This is a genomic window from Pseudomonas sp. MIL19 (assembly GCF_028680365.1).
Classification (GTDB): domain Bacteria; phylum Pseudomonadota; class Gammaproteobacteria; order Pseudomonadales; family Pseudomonadaceae; genus Aquipseudomonas; species Aquipseudomonas spirodelae.
The window spans coordinates 33,947-60,167 of record NZ_JAPPVG010000005.1 but is presented as its reverse complement, the minus strand read 5'-3'; the positions used below and the strand labels follow the sequence as shown (position 1 = coordinate 60,167).

21 protein-coding genes and 1 riboswitch are annotated in these 26,221 nt (G+C 61.2%); of the genes, 7 read left to right on the top strand and 14 right to left on the bottom strand.

The genetic code is table 11. The features are described from left to right. Positions 1–27 precede the first annotated feature (27 nt). The 4 genes from N1078_RS05600 to N1078_RS05585 all read left to right on the top strand — a co-directional run bounded on the left by N1078_RS05600 (position 28) and on the right by N1078_RS05585 (position 5,905). Positions 28–843 (top strand): rhodanese-like domain-containing protein, encoded by an 816-nt coding sequence (locus N1078_RS05600; protein ID WP_274087220.1) that lies wholly within the window; start codon positions 28–30, stop codon positions 841–843. Between the two features lie 37 nt (positions 844–880). Beyond that, positions 881–1,741: an archaetidylserine decarboxylase gene (asd, locus tag N1078_RS05595; RefSeq protein ID WP_274087219.1), complete on the top strand. Its 861-nt coding sequence runs from the start codon at positions 881–883 to the stop codon at positions 1,739–1,741. A gap of 224 nt (positions 1,742–1,965) precedes the next feature. After that, the gene (locus N1078_RS05590; RefSeq protein ID WP_274087218.1) at positions 1,966–3,771 is read left to right on the top strand and encodes a molecular chaperone; all 1,806 of its coding nucleotides are present in this window, start codon (positions 1,966–1,968) and stop codon (positions 3,769–3,771) included. A gap of 64 nt (positions 3,772–3,835) precedes the next feature. Then, on the top strand, positions 3,836–5,905 hold the full coding sequence (locus N1078_RS05585) for an EAL domain-containing response regulator (RefSeq protein ID WP_274087217.1): 2,070 nt from the start codon (positions 3,836–3,838) through the stop codon (positions 5,903–5,905). 53 nt (positions 5,906–5,958) lie between these two features. Here the strand turns inward: N1078_RS05585 and serB are convergent, their stop codons facing one another. After that, complete coding sequence (serB, locus tag N1078_RS05580) at positions 5,959–7,173, bottom strand: phosphoserine phosphatase SerB (protein WP_274087216.1); 1,215 nt, start codon at positions 7,171–7,173, stop codon at positions 5,959–5,961. 173 nt (positions 7,174–7,346) lie between these two features. On the opposite strand from serB, the gene N1078_RS05575 reads away from it, so the two are divergent. Continuing rightward, positions 7,347–8,864: an AhpA/YtjB family protein gene (locus tag N1078_RS05575; protein ID WP_274087215.1), complete on the top strand. Its 1,518-nt coding sequence runs from the start codon at positions 7,347–7,349 to the stop codon at positions 8,862–8,864. A 28-nt stretch (positions 8,865–8,892) separates the two neighbouring features. Here N1078_RS05575 and N1078_RS05570 read toward each other — a convergent pair whose 3' ends face one another. The 11 genes from N1078_RS05570 to thiC form a co-directional block, all read right to left on the bottom strand. Continuing rightward, complete coding sequence (locus N1078_RS05570) at positions 8,893–9,597, bottom strand: PqiC family protein (protein WP_274087214.1); 705 nt, start codon at positions 9,595–9,597, stop codon at positions 8,893–8,895. Positions 9,598–9,751: 154 nt separating this feature from the next. Continuing rightward, entirely contained in the window at positions 9,752–12,010 is a 2,259-nt protein-coding gene (gene parC, locus N1078_RS05565; protein ID WP_274087213.1) for a DNA topoisomerase IV subunit A, read from the bottom strand. Positions 12,011–12,017: 7 nt separating this feature from the next. Then, the gene (locus tag N1078_RS05560; RefSeq protein WP_274087212.1) at positions 12,018–12,572 is read right to left on the bottom strand and encodes a retropepsin-like aspartic protease family protein; all 555 of its coding nucleotides are present in this window, start codon (positions 12,570–12,572) and stop codon (positions 12,018–12,020) included. After that, positions 12,569–13,552 carry an esterase-like activity of phytase family protein gene (locus N1078_RS05555; protein ID WP_443218088.1) on the bottom strand — a complete coding sequence of 328 codons (984 nt, stop codon included), beginning with the start codon at positions 13,550–13,552 and terminating at the stop codon, positions 12,569–12,571. The genes N1078_RS05560 and N1078_RS05555 overlap by 4 nt, the downstream gene beginning before the upstream one ends. After that, positions 13,552–15,456 carry a DNA topoisomerase IV subunit B gene (gene parE / locus N1078_RS05550; protein ID WP_274087211.1) on the bottom strand — a complete coding sequence of 635 codons (1,905 nt, stop codon included), beginning with the start codon at positions 15,454–15,456 and terminating at the stop codon, positions 13,552–13,554. The genes N1078_RS05555 and parE overlap by 1 nt, the downstream gene beginning before the upstream one ends. A 15-nt stretch (positions 15,457–15,471) precedes the next feature. Next, positions 15,472–16,083: a YqiA/YcfP family alpha/beta fold hydrolase gene (locus N1078_RS05545; RefSeq protein WP_274087210.1), complete on the bottom strand. Its 612-nt coding sequence runs from the start codon at positions 16,081–16,083 to the stop codon at positions 15,472–15,474. Between the two features lie 65 nt (positions 16,084–16,148). Then, on the bottom strand, positions 16,149–16,991 hold the full coding sequence (cpdA, locus tag N1078_RS05540; RefSeq protein WP_443218087.1) for a 3',5'-cyclic-AMP phosphodiesterase: 843 nt from the start codon (positions 16,989–16,991) through the stop codon (positions 16,149–16,151). Between the two features lie 150 nt (positions 16,992–17,141). Then, the gene (locus N1078_RS05535; protein ID WP_274087208.1) at positions 17,142–17,594 is read right to left on the bottom strand and encodes a DUF1249 domain-containing protein; all 453 of its coding nucleotides are present in this window, start codon (positions 17,592–17,594) and stop codon (positions 17,142–17,144) included. After that, positions 17,585–18,187 carry an NUDIX domain-containing protein gene (locus tag N1078_RS05530; RefSeq protein ID WP_274087207.1) on the bottom strand — a complete coding sequence of 201 codons (603 nt, stop codon included), beginning with the start codon at positions 18,185–18,187 and terminating at the stop codon, positions 17,585–17,587. Before N1078_RS05530 ends, N1078_RS05535 begins: the two co-directional genes overlap by 10 nt. A gap of 167 nt (positions 18,188–18,354) precedes the next feature. Beyond that, the gene (gene cytX, locus N1078_RS05525; RefSeq protein WP_443218092.1) at positions 18,355–19,641 is read right to left on the bottom strand and encodes a putative hydroxymethylpyrimidine transporter CytX; all 1,287 of its coding nucleotides are present in this window, start codon (positions 19,639–19,641) and stop codon (positions 18,355–18,357) included. An 83-nt stretch (positions 19,642–19,724) separates the two neighbouring features. Next, positions 19,725–21,590, bottom strand: a complete 1,866-nt coding sequence (gene thiC / locus N1078_RS05520; protein WP_411912064.1) for a phosphomethylpyrimidine synthase ThiC — start codon at positions 21,588–21,590, stop codon at positions 19,725–19,727. Positions 21,591–21,713: 123 nt separating this feature from the next. Then, a riboswitch (TPP riboswitch) is annotated at positions 21,714–21,820 on the bottom strand. Between the two features lie 216 nt (positions 21,821–22,036). Between thiC and N1078_RS05515 the strand changes: the two genes are divergently transcribed. Further along, positions 22,037–23,476: a TolC family outer membrane protein gene (locus tag N1078_RS05515; RefSeq protein WP_274087205.1), complete on the top strand. Its 1,440-nt coding sequence runs from the start codon at positions 22,037–22,039 to the stop codon at positions 23,474–23,476. A 66-nt stretch (positions 23,477–23,542) separates the two neighbouring features. Here N1078_RS05515 and waaA read toward each other — a convergent pair whose 3' ends face one another. Continuing rightward, positions 23,543–24,829: a lipid IV(A) 3-deoxy-D-manno-octulosonic acid transferase gene (gene waaA, locus N1078_RS05510; protein ID WP_274087204.1), complete on the bottom strand. Its 1,287-nt coding sequence runs from the start codon at positions 24,827–24,829 to the stop codon at positions 23,543–23,545. Positions 24,830–24,883: 54 nt separating this feature from the next. After that, positions 24,884–25,768, bottom strand: a complete 885-nt coding sequence (locus N1078_RS05505) for a LysR family transcriptional regulator (RefSeq protein WP_274087203.1) — start codon at positions 25,766–25,768, stop codon at positions 24,884–24,886. A gap of 87 nt (positions 25,769–25,855) precedes the next feature. On the opposite strand from N1078_RS05505, the gene N1078_RS05500 reads away from it, so the two are divergent. Further along, positions 25,856–26,188 carry a DMT family transporter gene (locus N1078_RS05500; RefSeq protein WP_274087202.1) on the top strand — a complete coding sequence of 111 codons (333 nt, stop codon included), beginning with the start codon at positions 25,856–25,858 and terminating at the stop codon, positions 26,186–26,188. Positions 26,189–26,221 lie beyond the last annotated feature (33 nt).

Below are 26,221 nucleotides of genomic sequence, written 5' to 3'. Positions count from 1 at the left end.
GCCCTTTCCCGTCAAAAGAGGCCCGGCATGACCGCCTTCGCTGAGTTGCCCTTGCTGATCGAACCCGCCCAACTGGCCAGCCGCCTGGAGGCGCCCGAGCTGATTTTGGTCGACCTGACCAGCCAGGCGCGCTATGCCGCTGGCCACATCCCGGGGGCACACTTTGTCGACCCCAAGCGCACCCAGCGTGGACAGCCCCCAGCACCAGGCCTATTGCCGGAGCCGGCACAACTTGAGCAGTTGTTCGCTGAACTCGGGCACCATCCTGATGCTGTCTACGTGGTGTACGACGATGAGGGTGGCGGCTGGGCCGGACGTTTCATCTGGCTGCTGGATGTAATCGGCCACCGCCACTATCACTACCTTGATGGTGGCCTGCTGGCCTGGCAGGCAGAAAACCGCGAACTGAGCACCGCTGTGCCGCCAGTCGCTACGCAAGCCATCCGCTTGAATATCGACCCCACACCCACGGCTACCCGCGAATATCTGCAAAGTCGTCTCGGCGCCACCGATTTGGCGATCTGGGATGCACGCTCGCCCGGCGAATACAGCGGCGAGAAAAGCCTGGCGCAAAAAGCCGGGCATATCCCCGGCGCGGTCAACTTTGAATGGACCGCCGGTATGGACCCGTCCCGCGCGCTGCGCATTCGCCAGGACATCCAGGCGCAACTCGACAGCCTCGGCATCACGCCTGACAAAGAAATCATCACCCACTGCCAGACCCACCACCGCTCTGGCTTTACCTACCTGGTCGCCAAGATCCTTGGTTATCCACGGGTAAAAGCCTATGCCGGCTCCTGGGGCGAGTGGGGCAACCATCCGGACACTCCGGTCGAGCGCTAAGTACCCGCAGACCGCCTGCCACTTTTAAGGAAACCCAATGAAAGATCGCCTGTTTATTCTCAGCCAGTACCTGCTGCCGCACCATCTGCTCTCACGCCTGATTGGCTGCGCCGCCGAATGCCGCGCCGGCTGGTTCAAGAACCGCCTGATCGGCTGGTTCGCCAAGCAGTACCAGGTCAACATGAGCGAAGCCCAGGTCGAAGACCTGACCGCCTTTGCCCACTTCAATGACTTCTTTACCCGTGCCCTGAAAGACGGCGCACGCCCACTCGACAGCAGCCCTGGTGCAGTGCTCAGCCCTGCCGACGGAGCGATCAGCCAGCTCGGCAAAATCGAACAAGGCCGGATTTTCCAGGCCAAGGGTCATAGCTTCAGCGTGATCGAACTGCTGGGCGGTGATACCGAGCGCGCGGCAGCCTTTATGGGTGGTGATTTCGCCACTGTTTACCTGTCCCCCAAGGACTACCACCGCGTGCACATGCCACTGGCCGGCACGTTGAAAGAAATGGTCTACGTGCCAGGCCGGCTGTTCTCGGTCAATCAAACCACGGCAGAGAATGTGCCGGAACTGTTTGCCCGCAATGAGCGAGTGGTTTGCCTGTTTGACACCGAGCGCGGGCCGATGGCGGTGGTGCTGGTTGGTGCGATGATCGTGGCGTCAATCGAGACGGTCTGGGCTGGGCTGGTCACCCCACCCAAGCGCGAATTGAAGACGTTCAAGTACGATGACGCCGCACGCGCGCCAATCAGCCTGGAAAAAGGCGCTGAACTGGGCCGCTTCAAACTGGGCTCCACGGCTATCGTGCTGTTTGGCCCGGAACAGGTGCAGTGGGCTGAAGAACTAACGGCCAACAGCGCAGTCCAGATGGGCCAGCGCCTCACTTCACCACTCACCTGACATGTGCACAGCCTGCGCTGCCAGCAGACGCTGGTAGTGCAGGCGCGACTGAGCCTCGGCTTACGAAGACCAAGCACACCAACGACTTCCGACTGGTTAGCAGCCCATGCCAGCCTGGCAATACGGCCAAGGACATGGCTGCGAGCCAGGCGAGATGCTGCTAGAGTCGAACCATAATTGATAGCCCGATCAGTTTTGCCTGTGCGCTGGAGTATTCGATTTAGATGGATAAACAGAATTCTCATTTGCTGCTGCGTGTCACCACGCCGGACAAGCAAAGCCTGTCATTCTGCGACGCCAGCCCTCGTGACTTGAAGAAATGGGTCGATGGCCTGCCCAAAGCCAATATTGGTGAAACTGCACGCCAGCTCTACCAAGCCTTAGTCGAACTCAATCAGTTGCTGACACCCTCGGAAAATCGCCTGCAACTGCTGGAGATCCTTCGCCCAGAGGTTTATTTCGTTTGTAAGCAGCTGGAAAAACACTTTCTTAAACAAGCCATTGTTCTTGATGAGCGCCCGCGCAAGGTTGCCAACCTCTGCCAGGCCCTGCAGAACCACCTGGCCATTGGCTACAAACTGATCGTCGCGCGCCTGGCGACTCAACCTGGCCGCGAGCGTCATCAGCTGCTTGCCATCGCCCTGCAACGCGCCACACACAGCCTGTGCGGACCACTGATTCGCGCCAGCCAACTGTACTGCCCGGTTCCCGAGGGGCTTTGGCTTGAGTTGCACCAGCTGTACCAGATAGCCCTTAAGCGCGACCTGCACAAAGTCATGATTCGTGACAACCAAGCCTTGCACACCCAAGGCCTGAGTACCGAGCAAAGCTATCTGGTTGCCCTGTTGCTCGGCTGTGCACGCTGCAACCAAATGCGCCAAAGTGCCATTGCACGTCTGGCTGAAGTGCTCGAACCCTGGAGTACGCTGGTCACCCTGCAGGCCGGTGACGAACACTCCAGCTTGTTTGCGGTCGCTCCACAACTGGACGGCCCGCCCCGCTACATCTCGCTGTTCCAGAAGAGCGAACTGCACAACGCCCTAGGGATCGACCCTAGCCACTTGGTGGACGCCATTAAGGAGCATTTGCTGCTGCCGGCGGAAAATCTGAACCATTCGCGCTTGACCGTTCCCGAGGGATTCAGCCACGACATGCTTCAGCACCTGGCAGCCGCCTGGGGCGACATCGCCGAGCGCACCTTTCAGCGCAGCCAGGGCCAGGGCGCATTGACCCTGTGCATCGGCATGAGTGCGTTGCACTTCTACCTCGCCGGTAAGCGCCCATTCAATGAAGTTCTGCAGCTACCCGTTCAAGCCAATACCGCCGTCTTCAAGGCCGAGACTGGGCCGCAAGACATCTGGTCAAATGCCTTCGATGCCCAGAAACACAACCACTGGGAAAACGGCCTACCCTTCGAAGAGATCCAATACAGCAAGCCTGGGAAAAGTATCGACATCCCGGAAAGCAACGCTGTTGAAAGCTACCCGACCTTCGACGTGTCCATTGTCAACATCAGCCCCGGCGGTTATTGCCTGTCATGGCCGAAGGATGTGCCCAACCAACTCCAGGCCGGCGAACTGCTCGGCGTGCAAAGCCTGCCGCAACAAGGCTGGAGCATTGCCGTGGTGCGCTGGATTCGCCAGGTGCGCGGCGGCGGCACACAAATGGGTATCGAGCTGATCGCTCCGCATGCCCAAGCCTGTGGCCTGCAGCTGGTACGCAAGGCCGAACAGAACAGCCAGTACTTGCGTGCACTTTTACTGCCAGAAATCAGTGCAATTTCACGCCCGGCAAGCTTGATTACCGCCCGCCTCCCCTTCCAGGAAGGCAACAAGGTCAGCATCAACCTGAACGGGAGCGAACACCGCGCGGTACTCAGCCGTCGACAAACCAGCACCGGCAGTTTCAATCAGTTTGAATACCGCGGCGTCGAGCAGGTCGGCAGCGAGCAAGGGAAGCCTGTCACAGCGCCGAAAGGTCGCACGCCAGGCGGGGAGGAAGACTTTGACTCACTCTGGAAGTCGCTGTAGATTGCCGACGCTCTCCCTTTTGTCGCCTTTTCGCGCCCGTTCGGCGCAGATTTGATACCCAACCATGGCCATTGAAAAAAAAACCATTCGGCTACTGATACTCGAAGACTCACAAAATGAGGCCGAGCGCCTCGTCAGCCTGTTCCGCAACGCAGGCCGGGCAACCCGGGTGCATCGCCTGAGTTCCAGCGATGACCTAAACGAGGTCCTGCAGCAAAGCTGGGACCTGCTGATTTGCGCACCGAGCAGCGAACAGCTGGCCCCTAGCGAGGCGATTGGCGCGATCCGCCGCCTGGCAAAAGACATTCCAGTCATCCAACTGCTCGCCGACAACGACTCCGACAGCATCACCGAGGCGCTGATGCTCGGCGCTCAAGACGCCCTGCCGCAAGGTGAAGACGAACGCCTGGTCTTGGTGGCTAAACGCGAACTGGCCAACCTGGAAGAGCGCCGCGCTCGCCGCGCCTCGGAAGTGGCCCTGCGCGAAGCGGAAAAACGCTGCCAGTTATTGCTCGAAAGCTCTGTCGACGCCATCACCTACGTGCACGAAGGCATGCACATCTATGCCAACCGCGCCTACCTTGACCTGTTCGCCTACGTAGATGCTGACGAACTGGAAGGCATGCCGATGATCGATCTGATCAGCAGCAGCGACCAGGCCAGTTTCAAGGACTTCTTGAAGAGCTATCACAGCGCCGAAGGCCATGCCGAACTGAAGTGCAGCGGCATGAAGGCCAACGGCCAGCGCTTTGCGGCGCAAATGAGCTTCTCCCCTGCCACCTATGATGGCGAGCCGTGCATTCAGGTGGTGATTCGCGCCGAAACCAGCAATGCCGAACTGGAAGAGAAACTGCGCGAAATCAGCAGCCAGGACCTGGTCACCGGCTTATTCAACCGCACCCACTTCCTTGAGCTAATGGACAACGCCGCCGAGCGTGCCGTGAATGCAGGTCAGCCATCGACCCTGGCGTATATCCGCGTTGATCATTACGCCAGCCTACTCGCCGACATCGGTTTGGCAGGTATCGACATCCTGCTTACCGACATGGCCAACCTGCTGCGTGCGCACTTCAATGCGGATGCGCAGCTGGCTCGCTTTGGCGATGATGTGTTTACCGTGCTGCAGCCTGGCGTCAGCCCGGAAAGCAACCGCGAGCACCTGAGCAGCTTGCTGAAAAAGGTCGAAGGCCACCTGTTCGAGGTGAGCGGTCGCACCGTACAAAGCACCCTGTCGGTGGGTATCGCCGGGCTCAACGAGACCACCACCAAGGCTCAAGAAGTGGTCAACCGCGCCCACCGTTGCGCCGATGAGCTAAGTGACGGCAACGCCATCAAACTGTTCAACCCTGCCGACGAGCTGGCGGCAGCCGCCAACCGCGGCAACATTGCAGCGATGATCCAACAGGCGCTGGAGAAAAACAGCTTCCGCCTACTGTTCCAGCCGATCATCAGCCTACGCGGCGATAGCTTTGAACACTATGAAGCGCTGTTACGCCTGATCAACCCTCAAGGCGAAGAGATCCCGCCGAAAGAGCTGTTTGACTCGGCGACAGATGCCGGGCTTGCGGAGAAGATTGATCGCTGGGTGATTCTTAACTCAATCAAACTGCTCGCTGACCATCGCAGCAAGGGCCACAACACGCGCCTGTTTGTCCATCTATCGAGCGCCAGCCTGCAGGATCAAACCCTGCTGCCGTGGCTCAGCGTTGCGCTGAAAGCCGCCCGCCTGCCGTCGGACTCACTGGTATTCCAGTTCAGCGAACCCGAAGCGATTGCCTACCTGAAACAGGCCAAGGCGATCACACAAGGCCTCAACGAGCTGCACTGCAAAACCGCGCTGACCCAGTTTGGCTGCTCGCTTAACCCCTTCAACACCCTCAAGCACCTGCATATCGACTTCGTCAAAGTCGACAGCTCGTTCTCTCAGGACCTGAGCAACGCGGAGAACCAGGAAGCACTGAAAACCTTGCTGGCCAGCCTACACGCCCAGGCAAAGCTGACCATTGTGCCTTTCGTCGAGACGGCCAGCGTGCTGGCCACGCTCTGGCAAGCCGGGGTCAACTACATCCAGGGCCACTACCTGCAGGGCCCGAGCCAGTCGATGGATTACGATTTCGCCGCCGACGACGAGTAGCCTCCGCAAAAACCAAAAAGCCGCCCTTGGGCGGCTTTTTCGTGAGCGGTTATTTACTCCAGGCCGTCGCGGTCGCGGAAGCCAAGCAAGTACAGAATGCCGTCCAAGCCCAAGGTCGAGATCGCTTGCTTGGCCGATTGCTTAACCAGCGGCTTGGCACGGAATGCCACGCCCAGCCCGGCGATCGCCAGCATGGGCAGGTCATTGGCACCGTCGCCCACGGCAATCGTCTGCTCCAGGCGCAACCCTTCCTTGGCTGCCAGCTGGCGCAGCAAATCGGCCTTGCGCTGCGCATCGACGATTGGCTCCACCGCCACGCCAGTGACCAGACCATCAACGATCTGCAGCTCATTGGCGAAGACGTAGTCGATACCAAGCTTGGCCTGTAGCTGCTTAGCGAAGTAGGTGAAACCACCGGACAGGATCGCGGTTTTGTAACCCAGACGGCGCAACTCGCTGAACAGGGTTTCCGCGCCCTCGGTTAGGCGCAGCGACGCGCCGATGTCGGCCAGCACGGTTTCCGGCAGGCCTTTTAGCAGCGCCAGGCGCTCGCGGAAGCTCGCGGCAAAGTCCAGCTCACCGCGCATTGCACGCTCGGTAATCTCGGACACCTGCTCACCGACGCCCGCCGCCTTGGCCAGCTCGTCGATCACCTCAGCTTCGATCAGCGTCGAGTCCATGTCGAACACCGCCAGACGGCGATTGCGGCGATACAACGAATCACGCTGGAAGGCGATATCAACATTTAACTCCTGCGCCACGCTCAGGAACTCGGCACGCAGGGTCGCTGGATCGGCCGGTTCGCCGCGCACCGAGAACTCGATGCAGCCTTTACCCTGCTCGGCAGGCATATTCAACGGCATCCGCCCGGAAAGGCGATCGATATGGTCGATATTCAGGTCATAGCGCGCGGTAATCGCGCTGACACGCTGCAGCTGTTCAGCCGTGACCTTACGCGTGAGCAAGGTGACAATGTGTCGGGCCTTGCCCTGGCCGCTGACCCACTGCTGGTAATCCGCCTCAGATACCGGGGTAAAACGCACCTGCTGGTCGAGTTTGTAAGCGGTGAACAGAATGTCCTTGAGTACCGACGAGGCGCGCTCGTTATCCGGTATCTCGACCAGGATGCCAAACGACAGCGTGTCATGGATCACCGCCTGGCCAATATCGAGGATATTCACCCCACCCTGGGCCAGTACGCCGGTGATGGCGGCGGTTAAACCGGGTCGGTCTTCACCGGTGATATTGATCAGGACGATTTCGCGCAAGGCTCGGTCTCCAGTAATGCGGAAGGGGCAGCGGCTTGCAGAACAGACCACAAGCAGCGCAAAGGCGCACATTCTACCCATTTACACCGATAAACAGCCACGCACGGTGCTTTGCCCACTGCCGAGGCGCCGCTATACTGCGCGCCACCTACAGTCGACATGAGCCGAGCTCTGTGAACCGGCCCGCCCCCGTAAAATCCGATAATTTCTTCCTGCTGCTGTTCCAGGCCCTGCGCCAAAAGCGCATCCCTCTGGCGCTGCGTATTGTCTGCCATAGCCTATTGCTGGTGGCCCTGGCCCTGGTGATTTATGGCTGGGTCATCGGCATGCAATTTAAATATGCCATGCAGCAGCAAGCTGAAGCCCTGGGCACCAGCCTGATTACCCAGACGGCCACGTCAGCCACCGAACTGCTGGTGTCCAACGACATCCTCAGCCTCAATGTGCTGCTGAATAATTTGGTGAAAAATCCGCTGGTGGCCCATGCCGCGATCTACAGCGTGGACAACCGAATCCTGGCCGAGGCCGGCTCACGTCCGACCCAGAGCATGCTCGGTGAAACCGAAGGGCTGTATTCCACGCCCATCACCTTTCAGGAAGTGATCGCCGGGCAATTGCGCATCAGCCTGGACATGCAGCAGTTCCAGCAACCAATGACCATCAGCCTGCAAAGCATGGGCATTCTTAGCCTGATTTTGCTGGCCCTGGCGCTGTCACTGAGCATGCGTTTGGGGCGGCACATCTCCACGCCGCTGCTACAACTGCGCGTCTGGCTGCGCGACCCGGATGACCCTGCCCCCGGCAGCGGCCGACAGGATGAAATCGGCGACCTGGCGCGTCAGCTGCAAGCTCGCCTGGTGCCGGAAAAACCTGCACAGCCAGAAGAGCAGCCACTCTACGACGACCAGCCGATAAGCGAAGACGCCGACGACTACCTCGATGAGTCGTTTGATGACGAACCCGATTTTGAAGTGCGCAACCTGCACGATGAACGCTTTGATGAGTTCGACGAAGCCATCGAATCAGCCCATGCCAGCACCGACGATGCTGTGGACGACCCGTTTTCCGAGCTGCGCGATAACGACGAGCACACACCTGCCGTACCACCAACGCCACAGCAACCGCTCCCCAGCGCGGTATTAGCGATCCAACTGGGTGCCCAGGAACAGCTGCGCCGCCTGCCCCGCGCGCGCCTGATGGAATTACTGCAACGCTACCGCGACTGCCTGGATCAGGCCGCCAAGCTCTATCAGGGCGAGCTGCACACCCTCAGCGATGGCAGCAGCCTGATGCTGTTCCACCAACTGGACTGCGGTGAAGATTATCTGACCCACGCCATCTGCTGCGGCGAGCTGATGCGCGCCCTCGGCCATGCCCTGCAAATTGAAGTGGCAGACAGCGGTATTACCCTGCAACTGCAACTTGGCCTGACCCTCGGCGAGCACCTTGGCAACCTTAGCCAGGGCGATCTGCTGCTGAGTGAAACAGCCCAAAGTGCGCTGGCGCTGTCACAGCACAGCCGCAACCTGTTGCTGGTTGAACGCAAGATTGCCGACGATGCGCTGATCAGTCAGCGGGCGCGTATTCGTGCCATCGCCAGCCCGCAAGGGGCGTGCTGCGTGGAGCGCCTGCTAGAACCTTACCCATCATTACTGGAGCGCCAACTGGCGCACATGCACGAAAGCAACTAGGCGCCGGACTGGCGCCTAGGTTGTATCGCTAGAAGCGGAACACTTCACTTTCCCCACGCATCGGCTCAACCACCGGAATACGCGGCGGCGCTGGTGGCTCAGGCTTTACCGGCACGGGCTTGCGCACCGGTGCCCGCGCCTTGGGTGCGGGTATGACCTGGGTTTCGACGGCCACGGCCAGTTGCTCGACTAACTGCTGCACCACCAGACTCTGCGCCCGCACCTGATCAACGATGCTGCCATTGTGGCCTTCTTCCAGGTGCACCAGACGCCCATCCAGCAACTTGCCGTCCGCCCCCGCCAGCCGCCATTGTGCTTCCAGCACGGCCGGCCGCTGCGGACCGGAGTCCAGGCGGGTGATCGACAAGCCCAGGCGTACCTGCGGCACGAACCCTGCCGTCGTCGGTGCCAACACCAAGCGCTGGCTGTCCAGGCGCGAAGCCAGCTGGCGCACCAACTGCTGATCAATATCAGACGCCAGGCTACCGGCCCAGCTCGCATTATCTGCGGCGGTTAGGCTGCCATCGGCCTGGCGCTGTAACAGCGCCTCACGCTGCAGATAATCGGCAATCTCTACCGGCCCAAGTAACACGGCAATGCCCTGCTCGGCAGCAGGTACGCGGATATCGCCACTGTCGAGCTGGTACAGCGGCGCTTGCTGGTAGCGCACACAACCGGCCAGGCTGAGCACGCCAGCCAGCAGCAAAACCCCAGGAAAACGCAGTGCAGTCATCTCATTCATCCAGCCGGTAAATCTGCCGGCGCGCATACAAAATTAGGTGCAGGCGGGTTGCTGAAGCCAACCCGCGTTGCGGCTGAGTATCATCCTTGAAAGCCACTCGCGACTCCAGCGCCGCACGGTGGAACGCTGGGTGTGCCGCCAACACTTAGCCCTGAACTTCAACCAACAAACTATCGACACGCTGGAAACCCCGCGGCAGCTTATTACCGCGCCGTCCGCGCTCGCCCTTGTAGTGCTCGAGGTCATCAGGCTTGAGCGACAACGTGCGCTTGCCTGCCTGAAGCACAAGAGTGCTGCCTGGTGGTAACACGGCCAGGTCACTGAGGTATTCCTCACGCGAAGCTACCCGTTCACCCGGAATGCCGATGATTTTGTTGCCCTTGCCCTTACCCAACTGAGGCAGATCAGCGACCTTGAACAACAGCAGGCGCCCTTCAGTGGTCACCGCCGCCAACCAGTCCTCTTCACGATTGCCCAGCGGTTTGGGCGGCACCACTCGCGCACCGGCAGGCAGGCTCAGCAGCGCCTTGCCGGCCTTGTTCTTGGCTTGCAGGTCTTCGCCCTTAACCACAAAACCGTAACCGGCATCGGAGGCAATCACAAACAGCGCATTGTCCTCAGGCAACAGCACACACTCAAAGGTCGCACCCGGCGGAGGGGTTAGCCGCCCGGTCAGCGGCTCGCCCTGCCCGCGGGCGGACGGCAGTGAATGTGCAGCCAGCGAGTAGCTGCGCCCGGTGGAGTCGATAAACACCGCAAACTGATTGGAGCGGCCCGGCGCGGCGGTCTTGAAGCCATCGCCGGCTTTATAGGAGAGGCCAGTCGCATCGATATCGTGGCCCTTGCCGCAGCGCACCCAGCCTTTCTCCGAGATCACCACGGTGACCGGCTCGGTCGGCATCAGCTCGGTTTCGCTCAGCGCTTTGGCTTCAGCGCGGGCAACGATCGGCGAACGACGGTCATCGCCGTACTTTTCGGCATCTTCAAGAATTTCCTTGCGCACCAGTTTCTTCAGCTTGGCTTCGCTGCCGAGCAAGGCTTGCAGCTTGTCGCGTTCCTTGGCCAGTTCGTCCTGCTCACCACGGATCTTCATTTCCTCAAGCCGCGCGAGCTGACGCAGACGGGTATCGAGGATGTAGTCGGCCTGAATATCGTCGAGGCCGAAGCGTGCCATCAGCACCGGCTTGGGCTGATCTTCGGTACGGATGATATGGATCACTTCATCCAGATTGAGGAAAGCCGTCAGCAAGCCTTCCAACAGGTGCAAGCGTCGCTCAACCTTATCCAAGCGGAACTGCAGGCGGCGGCGTACGGTATTCACCCGGAACACCAACCACTCCGTCAGCAGCGTGCGCAGGTTTTTCACCGACGGTTTGCCGTCCAGGCCAATCACGTTGGTGTTGACCCGGTAGCTGGACTCCAGCTCGGTGGTGGCGAACAAATGCTGCATCAGCTCGTCGGCATCCACCCGGTTGGAGCGCGGAATGATCACGATGCGGCACGGGTGTTCATGGTCCGACTCATCGCGCAGGTCGGCAACCATCGGTAGTTTCTTCGCCTGCATCTGCGCGGCAATCTGCTCCAGCACCTTGGCCCCGGAGACTTGATGCGGCAACGAGGTGACGACGATATCGCCATCCTCGACGCGGTACACGGCGCGCATGCGCACCGAGCCCTTACCTGTTTCGTAGATTTTCAGCAGATCCGCACGCGGCGTGATGATCTCAGCTTCGGTCGGGTAATCCGGGCCAAGCACATGCTCGCAGAGTTGCTCAACCGTGGCATTCGGCTCGTCCAGCAAGCGAATGCAGGCCGTCGCGACTTCGCGCAAGTTATGCGGCGGCACGTCGGTGGCCATGCCCACGGCGATGCCGGTGGTGCCGTTGAGCAGCAGGTTGGGTAAGCGCGCCGGCAGCGTCGCCGGCTCGTTCATGGTGCCGTCGAAGTTTGGCACCCAGTCGACAGTGCCCTGGCCCAGCTCGGTGAGCAGCACTTCGGCGTAACGCGACAAACGCGCCTCGGTGTAACGCATGGCGGCGAAGGATTTGGGGTCATCCGGCGCACCCCAGTTACCCTGCCCGTCGACCAGGGTGTAGCGGTAGCTGAACGGCTGCGCCATCAGCACCATGGCTTCGTAGCAGGCACTGTCGCCGTGCGGGTGGAACTTACCGAGCACGTCACCGACGGTACGCGCCGACTTCTTGTGCTTGGAGTCGGCGTCCAGGCCCAGCTCGCTCATGGCGTAGATAATGCGGCGCTGCACCGGTTTCAAACCGTCACCAATATGCGGCAGCGCACGGTCCATGATCACGTACATGGAGTAATTGAGGTAAGCCTGCTCGGTAAAATCGGCAAGGGAACGGCGTTCAACACCGTCCAGGCTCAAATCGAGGGAGTCGCTCATGCGTGCCTCATTGCAAAGTAGGTTGCTGCAAAATGGGTTGTTGCGAAGTTGGCTGGCGCAGCAGCAAGGTGCCGCCGCGCTGGGTAAATTCGAGTTGTTTCAGGGCACTCATGCCCAGTAATACGTCATCGCCGCCCATCCCGGGGGCAATCAAGGCGTCGACATCGGTCAATACGATATCGCCCAGCTGCAAGCGCTGCAGCCGCGTACGGTGCGCCGTGGCGCGACCGTTGGCGGTGCTGATAATAATCGCCGCACCGGCCTGCAAACCCAGACGCTGCGCCACCTCGATCGGCACCGCGACCTGCGTCGCACCGGTGTCGAGAAGAAAGGTCACCTCTTCGCCATTGATCGTGCCGCCGGCCATGTAGTGGCCTTGGCGACTGCTGGCCAGGCGTACTTCCACATAGCCACTGCCGTGCAGCGACTCTGGTGTGCGATTGGGGTTGCGCTGCGCCTCTTCCCAATCGCCGAAGAACTTGGTCGCCAGCAGCAACGCCGCGCCCCAAGCCAGCACCAGCATCACCCGCCCGGCGCGTTTACCGGCAGGTTGGCTGCTCAAGGCTTACCACTCCAACCGCCTTGCGGCGCGGCAAACCTCCAGATAATCGGCCGCGACTCACCATCGGCGCGACTGAAACGGCCATTGTCGACGCCGATCCAGGCCCCGTCCTGATCCACCCACAAGGCTTCGGCCATGCCATAGGCCGGCGGATAGCGCCGCTCGGGCATCAGCGCCTCAGCGGCAAACGACCAGCAGCGCTCGACCTCAGCATTGCTCAGGTTACGCCGGCAAATACGGTGCGCCTGACGCTCAAGGGTGAAGAGTTTTTCGTTGTGGAAGGCCAGGCCAGAGAAGTCCCGGGGCTGCTCTTCAGCCCCCAGTTGTGCGGGCGAGGGCTCAGTACCCGCCTCGCTGAACAACACGCAGCCGCCGGTGCAACGCCAGATGGAGCGCTGCTTGTGCACCACCAGCAAACCTCGCCGACGTTGCTCGGCCGCCAGGTACAGGCGCTCACCGGCAGGATCAACGGCAATACCTTCCAGCAGCGCGTTGGAATGCAGCAACATGCCGCTCGCCCGCGCCTGACGCACCAACCCTTGAGGCAGGTTCAGCCAGTTGGGCTCGCCGATGACGGGCAGCTGCAGCACCGCGGCATGGGCCTCACTGACCAGGTAACGGTTACCGGCGGCATCGCAGCTTATGCCCTCGAAATCCAGCTCGCCACCACGCACCAGGCCAGCGACCCAGCTGCGCATGCGCAAGCCCCAGGGCAGACGCACATCCGGCGCCGGCGGCGCGACAAAGGTCTCAGCGGTGGCTTGCCACTGCGTCTGGTCAGACTGCAGGCGATACAGCTGCTGATCATCACGATCAGACACCGCCCACAGCGCACCTTCGCACCAGGCCAGCCCGGACAGGTTGCCGCCGCTGACGCCACTGACCGGTTGTTCGTTGAGCAGTTTCAGCTCTTCCAGCGCCGCCGCATTCACCAGCAAAGGTGCGCCAAGCAATAGGCAGACAGCCAACAACCGCTGCATCAGAGCAACACCTCGGCCAGGTTGCCCTTGGACTCCAACCAGGATTTGCGGTCGCCAGCGCGTTTCTTCGCCAGCAGCATGTCCATCACTTCCTGGGTGCCGGGGTAATCCTCCAGCGTCAACTGCACCAGGCGCCGGGTGTTGGGGTCCATGGTGGTTTCGCGCAGCTGCGGCGGGTTCATCTCACCCAGGCCTTTAAAGCGCGTGACCTGCGGCTTGCCACGGCGCTTCTCGGCTACCAGGCGGTCGAGAATGCCGTCGCGCTCGGCTTCATCCAGGGCGTAGAAAATCTCTTTACCCAAATCGATGCGGTACAGCGGCGGCATGGCCACATAAACGTGACCCGCATCTACCAACGGGCGGAAATGCTGAACGAACAAGGCGCAGAGCAAGGTGGCGATGTGCAGGCCGTCGGAGTCGGCGTCGGCGAGGATGCAGATCTTGCCGTAGCGCAGCTGCGAGAGGTCGCTGGAGCCTGGATCGAGGCCAACCGCCACGGCAATGTTATGCACCTCCTGGCTGGCCAGCACTTCACTGCCGTCGACTTCCCAGGTGTTCAGAATTTTCCCGCGCAGCGGCAGAATCGCCTGGAATTCTTTATCACGCGCCTGCTTGGCCGAGCCGCCGGCGGAATCACCTTCGACCAGAAACAGTTCGGAGCGCATCGGGTCTTGCCCTGCGCAATCGGCCAGCTTGCCGGGCAACGCCGGCCCTTGGGTGATGCGCTTGCGCTCAACCTTCTTGCCGGCCTTGAGGCGGCGGTTGGCGTTGCTGATCGCCAGCTCGGCGAGCTGCTGCCCGAGTTCAGGGTGGGCGTTAAGCCACAGGCTAAAGGCATCCTTCACCACGCCAGAGACAAAAGCTGCTGCCTCACGGGACGACAGGCGCTCTTTGGTCTGCCCAGAGAATTGCGCATCCTGCATCTTCATCGACAGCACAAAGGCGATGCGCTCCCAGATATCTTCCGGCGCCAGCTTGACCCCGCGCGGCAGCAGGCTACGGAACTCGCAGAACTCGCGCATGGCATCCAGCAACCCCTGACGCAGCCCATTCACATGGGTGCCGCCCTGGGCGGTGGGGATCAGGTTGACGTAGCTTTCCTGCACCGCGTCGCCGCCTTCCGGCAGCCACAGCAGCGCCCAGTCCACCGCTTCCTTGTTACCGGCCAGGCTGCCGCAGAAAGGTTCATTGGGCAGCCGTTCAAACTCGCTGACCGCATCGACCAGGTAAGAACGCAGGCCGTCTTCATACAACCACTCGACTTTCTCGCCGCTGGCTTTGTCTTCAAAGCTGACGGCCAGCCCCGGACAAAGCACGGCCTTGGCCTTAAGTACATGCTTGAGGCGGCTGACCGAGAACTTGAACGCATCGAAATACTTGGGGTCGGGCCAGAAGTGCACGCTGGTACCGGTGTTGCGCTTGCCCACCGTGCCGACTACGGCCAGGTCGCTGGCCTTGTAGCCGTCGGCGAAGCTCATTTGGTACTCATTGCCGTCGCGTTTGACCGTAACCAGCACGCGGGTCGACAGCGCGTTGACCACGGAGATGCCCACGCCATGCAGGCCACCGGAGAACTGGTAGTTCTTGTTGCTGAACTTGCCGCCGGCATGCAGCTTGGTCAGGATCAGTTCGACCCCAGGTACGCCCTCTTCCGGGTGAATATCCACCGGCATGCCGCGACCGTCGTCGAGCACTTCCAGGGAGTTGTCCTCATGCAGGATCACCTGGATCGATTTAGCGTGCCCGGCCAGCGCTTCGTCGACGCTGTTATCGATGACTTCCTGGGCCAGGTGGTTGGGCCGGCTGGTGTCGGTGTACATGCCCGGGCGTTTGCGCACCGGGTCGAGGCCGGAAAGGACTTCGATGGCATCGGCGTTGTAAGAGCTAGAACCTTGCTGGGCCATGGGGTCTCGTGTTCGTCAATTGAGAGCGGAAAAGTCGATATCCTGCCACAAATGGCGAGGAATACCGGCGAAAGCGAAAAGCATCGGCAGGCGTTCGGCAAAACCCTGAAAGCCATGATTGCCACCGGCCTGGATACGCAGCGCGCTGCCCCGGTAATACGCCTGGGCATCACGGTAATCGAGGGTTTCATCGGCGGTTTGCAACCACACCTGATAACGCGCGGGATCTTCCAGCGTGGCGACGTCCAACTCAGCCAGCGCCGCCACATGGTCGGTGGTTAGCTCCCAGGTTTCATCGTTGTAATAGTTCTTCTGCGGGCCCAGATAGCCCTCGAAACGCAGGTGCGGGCGCACGGCGGGGTTGATCAACAGCGCCGGCAGCCCATGTCGCTCAGCCAGATGGGTCGCATAGTAGCCGCCCAGCGAGCTGCCAACCAGCACGGGCCGACCAAGCTCGCTAATCAACGCCTCAAGTTGAGCAATCGCCTGGCGCGGATGATGGTGCAACGCAGGCACACGCAGCTGCGCGGCCAAACCCAGCTGCTGCATGGCGCGCTGCAACAGACTGGCCTTGAGCGACGCTGGCGAGCTGTTAAGCCCGTGAAGATAAAGTAAGGATGGGGTCATGGGCGGGAGGCTAACCGTTAGCGGCGGCCGGCTGCAACCGCTGCACCACCGCGCCAGGTAACGCCTCAATAGCCTTTGATGGCGTAATCGATTTCGAAGGTGATACCGGTGACCCGCGACACGCCCGTTTCCAAGCGGCCATCGTCAAACAAGCGCAGCCAGCGATAGCCGGGTGCACTTTTATCGACCTGAAATTCCTCGCTACCGGGGACGAACTGCACACAGGTAGACGGTGACGCCAGCAAGCGGATCGGCCCGCGCAGCTGATCGAACTCTTGATGGATATGCCCCCAAAGCACTGCACGCACATTGCTGAAACGCTCCAGCACGGCAAACAGGGCATCGCGATTGCGCACCCCGATCGGCTCCATCCATTTGCAGCCGATGGACACCGGGTGATGGTGCAGGCAGATCAGGTGGTGGCGATCCGGCGCTTCGCTCAGCGCACGCGCCAACAGCGCCAGTTGTCGATCATCGAGATAGCCCGGCACGGCCCCTGGAATAGAGGAATCAAGTAGCGTTACCCGCCAGTTACCCAGGTCAATCACCGGGTCGAGCAGGTCCGTGCCGACACAGGTGGCCTGCATCGCGGGCACTTCATCATGGTTACCGGGAAACCAGCGCGCCGGCGCGGGAATGGCCGCGGTCATGTCACGAAAGCGTTGATAGGACGCAACACTGCCATCCTGCGAAAGGTCGCCGCTGGCTAGCACCAGGTCGATTTGCGGCTGCTCTTGCAGCACGCGCTCAATCACCCGCTGCAAGCTGTTCTGGGTATCCATACCCAATAGTTTGCCTGCTGCATCGGCAAATAGATGGCTGTCGGATAACTGCACCAGCAGTACCGAGCGATCAACAGCAGTGCTTTTAGTCAGTGCGTCCGGCAAGACCTTCTCCTTGGGCGGCATGCATGAATTATGCTGGCAGCCCGGCCGACGGTAAACCCGCTAAAGGGGAATAGGTCACAGAACGCCCGCTGTAAATCCGGCATGTGCAGCAAAGGCTAGCGCAGTCCAGGCGCATACAGCCGCAGCAGGCGTCCGCCAATCGCGCGCGCACTAGCGAACTGGCGCCAACTCATGGCCGCAAGCCAGGCAATGGCTGAGCCATTCGCCGAGAAACAGATTGAGCTGAGTCTTTTCATCCGGCTGATGCATCGCCGCATTCGGGTACGGGTAGCGGCCATGAAACCGGCGCGCGCTTTGTGCACCCACAACTTCCGCCATGCGCGCATCGTGATACACGCGCACCTCCAACTGCGGCAATGGCAACCAGGCCAGGCCGAGCTCTTGGCGCACGGAGAGGGTCGAGGTGTAAGGGCATGTCTCCAGCACGTCCAGCGCCAGCACACCGAGTTGCTGCTCGCCTTGGCTTAGCGCGACCCGCCGCGCTTCACCGCTCTCACGCATCGCCGGCAACAGCTGCATCAGGCGCGCATAGTTGGCCTCACAAGCGGCTTGCAGCTCGACCAGGTCGACCCGATAGCGCTCGCGCAGCAGGTTCATGACCACAGGCCCCTGACTTCAACCCGGTTTAGCGCCAGCCACTGCAGGGCAATGATGCTCGCAGCATTGTCGATACGCCCGTCTTTGACTGCATCCAGGGCATCTTCCAGCGGCCAGACATGCACCCGAATGTCCTCGCCCTCTTCTGCCAAACCATGTACGCCGCCCGCACCGGCACTGTCGCAACGGCCGACGAACAAATGCACACGCTCATCCGAGCCACCGGGCGAGGGGTAATACTGCGTGATGGGCCATAGAGCGCTCAGCGGCAGATTGGCTTCTTCCAGCGCCTCTCGGCGCGCCACCTCTTCTGGCACCTCATCCTTATCAATCAGCCCAGCCACCAGCTCCAGCAGCCAGGGGTTGGTGCTTTTATCCAGCGCGCCGATGCGAAACTGCTCGATCAGCACCACGCAGTCGCGCTGCGGGTCGTAGGGCAGCACACACACCGCATCGTGACGTACGAACAATTCGCGACTCAGCTCAGGGCCCATATCACCGGCAAACTGGCGATGGCGCAAACGCAGCCGATCGAGCTTATAGAACCCGCTGAAGCAGGCCGCGCGATCGATTACTTGAACATCATCTTGAGCATTCATTGCGCACTCCAAAAACGTGACAGACGCGACCGGCAACAGCATTGCCGGCCCGCGTATTCAGCACAGCTTACACGCTGTTTCTAGACGCCTGGCAAGCCTCCATTGCACTTGCCCGGCAAACAGCGGCGCAGCGCTGCCGCACGGCGGCCGCTGCCAAGGCCTGCCTCTCAGCTGATCGCCGCCAGGCGCTTACGGCTCAACCCACCCAGTAGCAGCTGCAGCCCCGCGGCCAACAAAAACGCCGGCAGGGTGGCACCAATTTCCGGTAAATAATGACTGAGCAGGTGATACACCGCCGCGCCACTGCCCCACGCCAGCAAGGTATCACCACGCCAGGCACACACGGGAGCCAGCTCGGCGCGGCGACGGCGCAGAATAAAGTGATCAACCAACACCACGCCAAACAGCGGCGCAAACACCGAGCCGATCAACAACAGGAAGTTCTGATACTCGGCCAGCGGTGCCAACCAGGCAATTAAGGTGCACAGCACGCCAATAGCCAGGGCCAACGCCTCAACCCGCAGCGGCAGCACGATACCGGCGGACACCGCCGCAGAGTGGATATCCGCGAAGGCGTTTTCCGACTCATCGAGCAAAATCAGCAACAGCGGGATGCCCAAGCCAGCACCCGCCAGCGCCAGTAGCAAGGCGTTGGCCTCAGCTCCGGTAGCAAAGGCCAAGGTGTAGGCCACGCCCAGGCTCATCAGCCAGACATTGCCGAGGAAGAAGCCCAACGCCGTACCACCAAACACCCGCACCGCACTCTTGCCGAAGCGCGAGTAGTCGGCAATCAGCGGCAGCCAGGACAGCGGCATGGCAATCGCAATATCAAAGCCCAGCGCAAAGGGCATCGAGCCATCGCCGCCACGCGCCCAGATACGGGCCAGATCGGCCTTGTCAAACAGGTTCCAGGTCAGCCACAGGCAAGCGCCCAGCAGCAACCAGATGCCCCACTTGCGCAAAATCTTGCGCACAAAGGTCAGCGGCCCGGTAACGGCTAGCAGGGTCGCCAGTGCGCCGAAGAACAAGGTCCATAGCAGTGGGTTACTCCAGGCGCTACCCGCACCGAATGCGCGTTCGGCCAAAACGCCAGCAGCATCGCGCATCACGATGATCTCGAACGCGCCCCAGCCAACCAGCTGCAGCACATTGAGCAGGGCCGGCAGCAACGCGCCCTGGCTGCCCAGGCTGAGCTTTAACGCCGCCATGCTGGAACGGCCGGTGTCGCTGCCGATCACCGCCACAGCACCCAGCAACAGCACGCCGACGGCCGTGCCGCAGACAATCGCCAGTAGCGCGCCGCTCATGCCCAGCCCCGGCGCCAGCAAGGCCCCCAGCTGCAAGACCATCAAGCCGATCCCCAGGGAGAACCACAGCGAGAACATGTCCCGCGCGCCCAGCACGCGCTGATTACTGCCCACACTCTGGTGCGGCGAGTAGGTGTTGGTCGTCATCACGATAAAAACCACCTCAGAAAAATAAAAACCACCCAGGGCGCAAACCCTGGGTGGTACTTCGGTCAAACCGACGCTGTATCTCAGACCTTGTGGTACAGCTCGCTGCCCTGCGACTTGAACTCAGCGGCCTTGGCCTGCATGCCCAGTTCTGCCTCGTCCAGCTCCAGCGCAGCGATACGCTGCTCTTCGGCGTAGACCCGCACTTCCTGAGTGATCTTCATCGAGCAGAACTTCGGCCCACACATGGAGCAGAAATGCGCGACCTTGGCCGAGTCCTTCGGCAGGGTTTCGTCGTGATACGAGCGCGCCGTGTCCGGGTCGAGGCCGAGGTTGAACTGGTCTTCCCAGCGGAATTCGAAGCGCGCCTTGGACAAGGCGTTGTCGCGAATCTGCGCGCCCGGATGGCCCTTGGCCAAGTCGGCGGCATGCGCGGCAATCTTGTAGGTGATGATGCCGGTCTTCACGTCATCCTTGTTCGGCAGGCCCAGGTGCTCCTTGGGCGTGACGTAGCAGAGCATGGCGCAGCCGAACCAGCCGATCATGGCCGCACCGATGCCGCTGGTGATGTGGTCGTAGCCTGGTGCGATATCGGTAGTCAGCGGGCCGAGGGTGTAGAACGGCGCCTCGTCACAGCATTCGAGCTGCTTGTCCATGTTCTCCTTGATCAGCTGCATCGGCACGTGACCGGGGCCTTCGATCATGCACTGCACGTCGTGTTTCCAGGCAATCTTGGTCAACTCACCCAGAGTCTCCAGCTCACCAAACTGCGCTTCGTCGTTGGCGTCGGCAATCGAACCCGGACGCAGGCCATCGCCCAGCGAGAAGCTGACGTCGTAGGCCTTCATGATTTCGCAGATATCTTCGAAATGGGTGTAGAGAAAGTTCTCTTTGTGGTGCGCCAGGCACCACTTGGCCATGATCGAACCGCCACGCGAGACGATGCCAGTGACGCGCTTGGCGGTCATCGGCACGTAGCGCAGCAATACGCCGGCGTGGATGGTGAAGTAGTCCACGCCCTGCTCGGCCTGCTCGATCAGGGTGTCGCGGAACAGCTCCCAGGTTAGCTCTTCGGCCGCGCCGCCGACTTTTTCCAGGGCCTGATAGATCGGTACGGTGCCGATTGGCACGGGCGAGTTGCGGATGATCCACTCGCGGGTTTCGTGAATGTGCTTGCCGGTGGACAGGTCCATCACCGTGTCCGAGCCCCAGCGGATGCCCCAGGTCAGCTTGGCCACTTCTTCCTCAATCGAGGAGCCCAGCGCCGAGTTGCCGATATTTCCGTTGATCTTCACCAGGAAGTTACGGCCGATGATCATCGGCTCCAGCTCGGTGTGGTTGATGTTGGCCGGGATGATCGCGCGACCGCGGGCGATCTCTTCACGCACAAATTCGGGGGTGATGATCTTCGGCACACTGGCGCCAAAGCTATGACCGGGATGCTGCTGATCAAGCAGACCGGCGGCGCGGGCGACTTCCAACTTCATGTTCTCGCGGATGGCGACGTATTCCATCTCGGCGGTGATGATGCCTTTGCGCGCGTAGTGCATCTGGCTGACGTTGGCCCCGGCCTTGGCGCGGCGCGGATTATTCACATGGGCAAAACGTAGCTTGGTCAGCTCGGCGTCGGCCAGGCGCTGCTGGCCGAAGTTGGAACTCAGCCCAGGCAGACGCTCGGTGTCGCCACGCGCCTCAATCCACGGCGAGCGCACATCGCCCAGGCCTTTGCGCACATCGATGATCACCTTGGGATCGGTGTAAGGACCGGAGGTGTCGTAGACCATCACCGGCGCGTTGACCTCGCCGCCGAAGTCGGTGGGCGTCACGTCCAGGCTGATCTCACGCATCGGCACTTGAATGTCCGGGCGCGAGCCTTGCACATAAATTTTTCGCGAACGCGGAAAGGGTTGGATCGACTGCTGGTCGACCTGGGCTGACTCACTCAGCATCGGGTTCAGATTTTGTTGTTGTGTGCTCATCGGCGGCTCTCCAGGGCTGAATGTCGGAGCGAACCTGGACGGATGAGCGGCGAAAGGTGCACCTGGGGCGGTGCCAGAGGCTCGCCAGAGAAAAGGCGGGCACATCTTGTTCCCTACGCAGGCTTTAACCTGATCAGGTTCAACGGGATCCGGCAGTAGCCAATCTCAGCCCCTCAATTAGGGCACCCCGACAAGAACCCGGCCAGTCTAATCAACCCCAGACAATAAAACCAACCCGCGAGTCAAAAAATATGACCAGCGCGTCGGCTTGTGACGAGGCGACGTGCGCAGCTGCATTGTTGCATCCAGGCAACATAGCTTGTTGCAAACTACACTACGGCTGCCACCACGCCCCTTGACCCCTTGGGCACGGCCCCTTAGCCTTGCCGATTACCGCCAAAACCAGGATCACCCTCATGCTGCGCAGACTTTCTCTGGCTCTTGCTGTGGCCGCCGCGCCGACCGCAATGGCCTGGGCTGAACAAGCCCCGCTGTCCACCAAAACTGACCTGGTCACGGTGTATCAAGAGGCCGCCGCCAATAACGCCGATTTGGCTGCCGCCCGCGCCGACTATAAAGCGCGCAGCGAAGTGGTGCCCCAGGCCCGTGCAGGCCTGCTGCCAAACCTCTCGGCCGGTGCCAACTTGAGCGACACACGCACCCAGGTCGACTCGCCAGCCAATACCAGCTCGCGCAGCGGTATGGTCTACCAGGCCAACCTCAGCCAGCCGCTGTTCCGTGCCGATCGCTGGTTCCAGTTGCAGGCCGCTCAAGCCGCCGATGAGCAAGCCGCTCTGGAGCTCTCAGCCACCGAGCAGAGCCTGATTCTGCAAAGCGCCGAAAGCTACTTTGCCGTGCTGCGCGCCCAGGACAACCTGGCCTCGACCAAGGCCGAAGAAGCCGCATTCAAACGCCAGCTGGACCAGGCCAATGAGCGCTTCGATGTTGGCCTGTCGGATAAAACCGACGTGCTGGAAGCCCAGGCTGGTTTCGACACCGCGCGCGCCAACCGCATCATCGCCCTGCGTCAGGTTGAAGACGCCTTCCAGGCCCTGATCACCCTGACCAACCGTGATTTCAATGCCCTCGAAGGCATTGAGCACAGCCTGCCAATCCTCGCCCCGACGCCGAATGACGCCAAAGCTTGGGTCGACACTGCAGCCGCGCAGAACCTCAACCTGCAAGCCAGCAACTACGCGGTTGAAGCCGCTGAAGAAACCCTGCGCCAGCGTAAATCCGGCCACGCGCCAACTCTGGATGCGGTCGCCAGCTACCAGAAAGGCGATAACGACAGCCTCGGCTTCAGCAACAACGCCGCCTCCGCCAACCGCTTCAGCGGTGATGTCGAGCAGCGTTCAATCGGCCTGCAACTGAATATCCCGCTGTACAGCGGCGGCCTGACCAGCTCCCAGGTGCGCGAGTCCTACCAGCGCCTGAATCAGAGCGAGCAATTGCGTGAAAGCCTGCGCCGCCAGGTGGTGCAGAACACCCGCAACCTGCACCGTGCGGTCAACACCGACGTGGAAACCGTGCAGGCGCGCAAGCAGTCGATCATTTCCAACCAAAGCGCCCTGGAAGCCACCGAAATCGGCTATCAGGTGGGTACGCGTAATATCGTTGACGTACTCGATGCTCAACGTCAGCTGTACAGCTCGGTACGCAACTACAACAACGCGCGCTATGACTACATCCTCAATAACCTGCGCCTGAAGCAAGCCGCTGGCACCCTTAGCCCAGATGATCTGGCTGCGCTGGAGCAGTACCTGAAATCCGACTACAACCCGGACAAAGACTTCCTCCCGCCCGACCTGGCCAAAGCCGCCGAAGCCCAACTGCGTGGCAACCCGCAGTACTGAGTGAGCCGGACAAAAAAGCCCGCTGAAATCAGCGGGCTTTTTATTGGCTGCGAGTAGCGCTGCAGATTACTTACTAAGTAACCGCTCCAGCCCCGCCAGCAAGCGCGCCAATGCGCCCTGATTAGCCTGCATCACGCCCTGCCCGGCCATGCACATCGCCTGCGCAGCCTCAGGCTCGCGCCACAACTGCGCCACGCGCTGTGCCAGCGCAGCAGCATCTGCCACCTCGCTCAGCGCACCGGCAGCACGCAACTGCGCCGCAATCTCCAGGAAGTTGAACAGATGCGGACCGCTCAGCACCGGCTTGCCCAAGGCGGCAGGTTCGAGCAGGTTATGCCCGCCATTGGCCACCAAGCTGCCGCCGACAAAGGCGATGTCCGCCAGGGCATAGAGAAACAACAGCTCACCCATGGTGTCGCCGAGCAGCACCTGATCAGTGGCCTGCAGCGGCTCTGCGCTAGCGCGGCGCCGCGTGCTAAAACCTTGGCGCTGGCACAGCTCGAACACCGCATTGAAACGCTCGGGATGGCGCGGCACCAGGATCAGCAATGCATCAGGCCGCTGCTTGAGTAGCTCACGATGGGCAGCCAGGACAATCTCATCCTCACCGGCGTGGGTGCTTGCGGCGATCCATACCGGGCGCGACCCGGCATGCCATTGCTCGCGCAGCAGCGCGGCACGCTTGAGCAAATCAGGGTCAATGGTTAAATCAAACTTGATCGACCCGGTCACCGCGACGCAGGCCGCGCGCGCGCCAAGGCTTTTGAAGCGTTCGGCTTCTACTGCCGTCTGCACGGCAATAAAATCCAACTCGGCGAGCATCGGCGCAGTCAGCTTGGCAAAGCGCGCATAACCCCGCGCCGAACGCTCAGACAATCGCGCATTGGCCACCGCCACCGGGATGCCGCGCTTGGCGCACTGGTGAATATGATTGGGCCATAGCTCGGTTTCCATAATCACCGCGAGTTTCGGCTGCGCGCGATCGAGAAAGCGCGCCGCCGCCCAAGGCAGGTCGTACGGCAGGTAGCAATGCTGCACACGTCCGGCGTATTCGGCCGTGCCGAACATGGCCTGGATGCGCTCCGAACCGGTAGGCGTCATACAGGTCATGGTGATCGACTTATCGGGGTAACGCGCCAGCAGTTCGCGCACAAGTGGCGCGGCAGCAATGCTTTCACCCACCGACACGGCATGCAGCCAAATACCACCCGGTTTGAGCGCCGGAAGGCCGAGGGCAAAACGCTCACCGATGCGCTGGGCATAGGCCGGCGCTCGCCAAGTGCGCCAGGCCAGTCGCCCGGCCACAATCGGCAGGCCGAGATGAAACAGCAGGGTGTAGAGGCTTCTATTCATGGCGCGCAGCTTATGCACTTTGGCAAACATCGTCGAGTCACGCGCAAGCACGCCTCAACCAATCGCCTGCAAATTCTCGGCGAAACATTCCGCCAACCACAATGCCGCCGGGCCGAGCGCCTCATCACGCCGACAAACCAGCTCAACCACCAAGGGCGGCGGAGTCCAATCACTGTTCAGTTCAACCAGCTGGCCTTGATAGGTTGGGTACTGCAGCACATGGCGCGGCAACCAGGCCCAGCCCAAATTGCGCATCAGCAGCTCGGCCATGGCGTAAAAACTGTCGGTGCGCCATACCGACGGACTGAGCTGCTCGCCGCCGGGATAGTGGCTGTCCTGCGGGGCCATCAACAGCTGCCGATGACGGGCCAGCTCGCGCCGATCAACATGTTTGAAATGCGCCAATGCATGCCCGGCGCCGCACACCGTCACCATCTCGATGGTACCCAGACGCTGACGTTCCAGTGCATCGGGCATCTGCTCATGGTGGAACAGCAGGCCGAGGTCGGCGCGATGTTCCAGTAGCTTACGCGCCACATCGCCCTGGGCGCCGCTGGCCAGCTGCACCTCCAATAGCGGGAACTGCTGAGCCAGCGCCTCCAGGCTGTCGAGTACCGGCTGATAGGGCATGGCTTCATCTTGAGCCAGGCGCAGGCACACTTCCTCACCACGTACGAGCCCCAGCGCACGGCCCTCAAGGCGCTGACACTGACACAACACCTCGCGCGCCTCTGCCAGCAGGGCCGCGCCGGCCTCGGTCAGGCGCGGCTGGCGGCCGCTGCTACGTTCGAACAGGCACACGCCAAGGTCGGCCTCCAACAAGGCAATCGCATGGCTCACCGCTGATTGCGCGCGCTGCATCTGCCGACCCACGGCAGAGAACGATTGACCATCGGCGACGCTGACAAACAGGCGAATCTGCTCCAGGCTCCACTGCACAACCTATCTCCTATTCAGATAGGTAATCACTTTATCCCATCTGGTGTAGGCCTAGAATGGCGCGCAGATCACACAGGAGTCCACAGCATGGGCGGCTACCTCTACCTCGCCATTGCCATCACGGCTGAAGTCATTGCCACTACCTCGATGAAAGCCCTGGATGGTTTCAATAAACCCTTACCGCTGCTGCTGGTCGTGGTCGGTTACGGCCTATCGTTCTGGATGCTCAGCCTGGTGGTAAAAACCATCCCGGTGGGCGTCGCCTATGCGGTCTGGGCCGGCCTGGGCATTGTGCTGGTGAGCATCGCGGCGGTGTTTCTCTACCAACAACGACTGGACCTGCCGGCCATGCTCGGCATGGGGCTGATCGTTGCCGGTGTGGTGGTGATTCAGTTGTTCTCGCAAAGCGTCGTCCATTGACCCAGGCGCGGGCGGGTTATACTGCGCACCTGT

Coding starts and splice junctions, on each gene's coding strand:
- N1078_RS05600 (WP_274087220.1), top strand. CDS start 28: ATGACCGCCTTCGCTGAGTTGCCCTTGCTGATCGAACCCGCCCAACTG.
- asd (WP_274087219.1), top strand. CDS start 881: ATGAAAGATCGCCTGTTTATTCTCAGCCAGTACCTGCTGCCGCACCAT.
- N1078_RS05590 (WP_274087218.1), top strand. CDS start 1,966: ATGGATAAACAGAATTCTCATTTGCTGCTGCGTGTCACCACGCCGGAC.
- N1078_RS05585 (WP_274087217.1), top strand. CDS start 3,836: ATGGCCATTGAAAAAAAAACCATTCGGCTACTGATACTCGAAGACTCA.
- N1078_RS05570 (WP_274087214.1), bottom strand. CDS start 9,597: ATGACTGCACTGCGTTTTCCTGGGGTTTTGCTGCTGGCTGGCGTGCTC.
- parC (WP_274087213.1), bottom strand. CDS start 12,010: ATGAGCGACTCCCTCGATTTGAGCCTGGACGGTGTTGAACGCCGTTCC.
- N1078_RS05555 (WP_443218088.1), bottom strand. CDS start 13,552: ATGCAGCGGTTGTTGGCTGTCTGCCTATTGCTTGGCGCACCTTTGCTG.
- parE (WP_274087211.1), bottom strand. CDS start 15,456: ATGGCCCAGCAAGGTTCTAGCTCTTACAACGCCGATGCCATCGAAGTC.
- N1078_RS05545 (WP_274087210.1), bottom strand. CDS start 16,083: ATGACCCCATCCTTACTTTATCTTCACGGGCTTAACAGCTCGCCAGCG.
- cpdA (WP_443218087.1), bottom strand. CDS start 16,991: ATGCCGCCCAAGGAGAAGGTCTTGCCGGACGCACTGACTAAAAGCACT.
- N1078_RS05530 (WP_274087207.1), bottom strand. CDS start 18,187: ATGAATGCTCAAGATGATGTTCAAGTAATCGATCGCGCGGCCTGCTTC.
- cytX (WP_443218092.1), bottom strand. CDS start 19,641: ATGACGACCAACACCTACTCGCCGCACCAGAGTGTGGGCAGTAATCAG.
- thiC (WP_411912064.1), bottom strand. CDS start 21,590: ATGCTGAGTGAGTCAGCCCAGGTCGACCAGCAGTCGATCCAACCCTTT.
- N1078_RS05515 (WP_274087205.1), top strand. CDS start 22,037: ATGCTGCGCAGACTTTCTCTGGCTCTTGCTGTGGCCGCCGCGCCGACC.
- waaA (WP_274087204.1), bottom strand. CDS start 24,829: ATGAATAGAAGCCTCTACACCCTGCTGTTTCATCTCGGCCTGCCGATT.
- N1078_RS05500 (WP_274087202.1), top strand. CDS start 25,856: ATGGGCGGCTACCTCTACCTCGCCATTGCCATCACGGCTGAAGTCATT.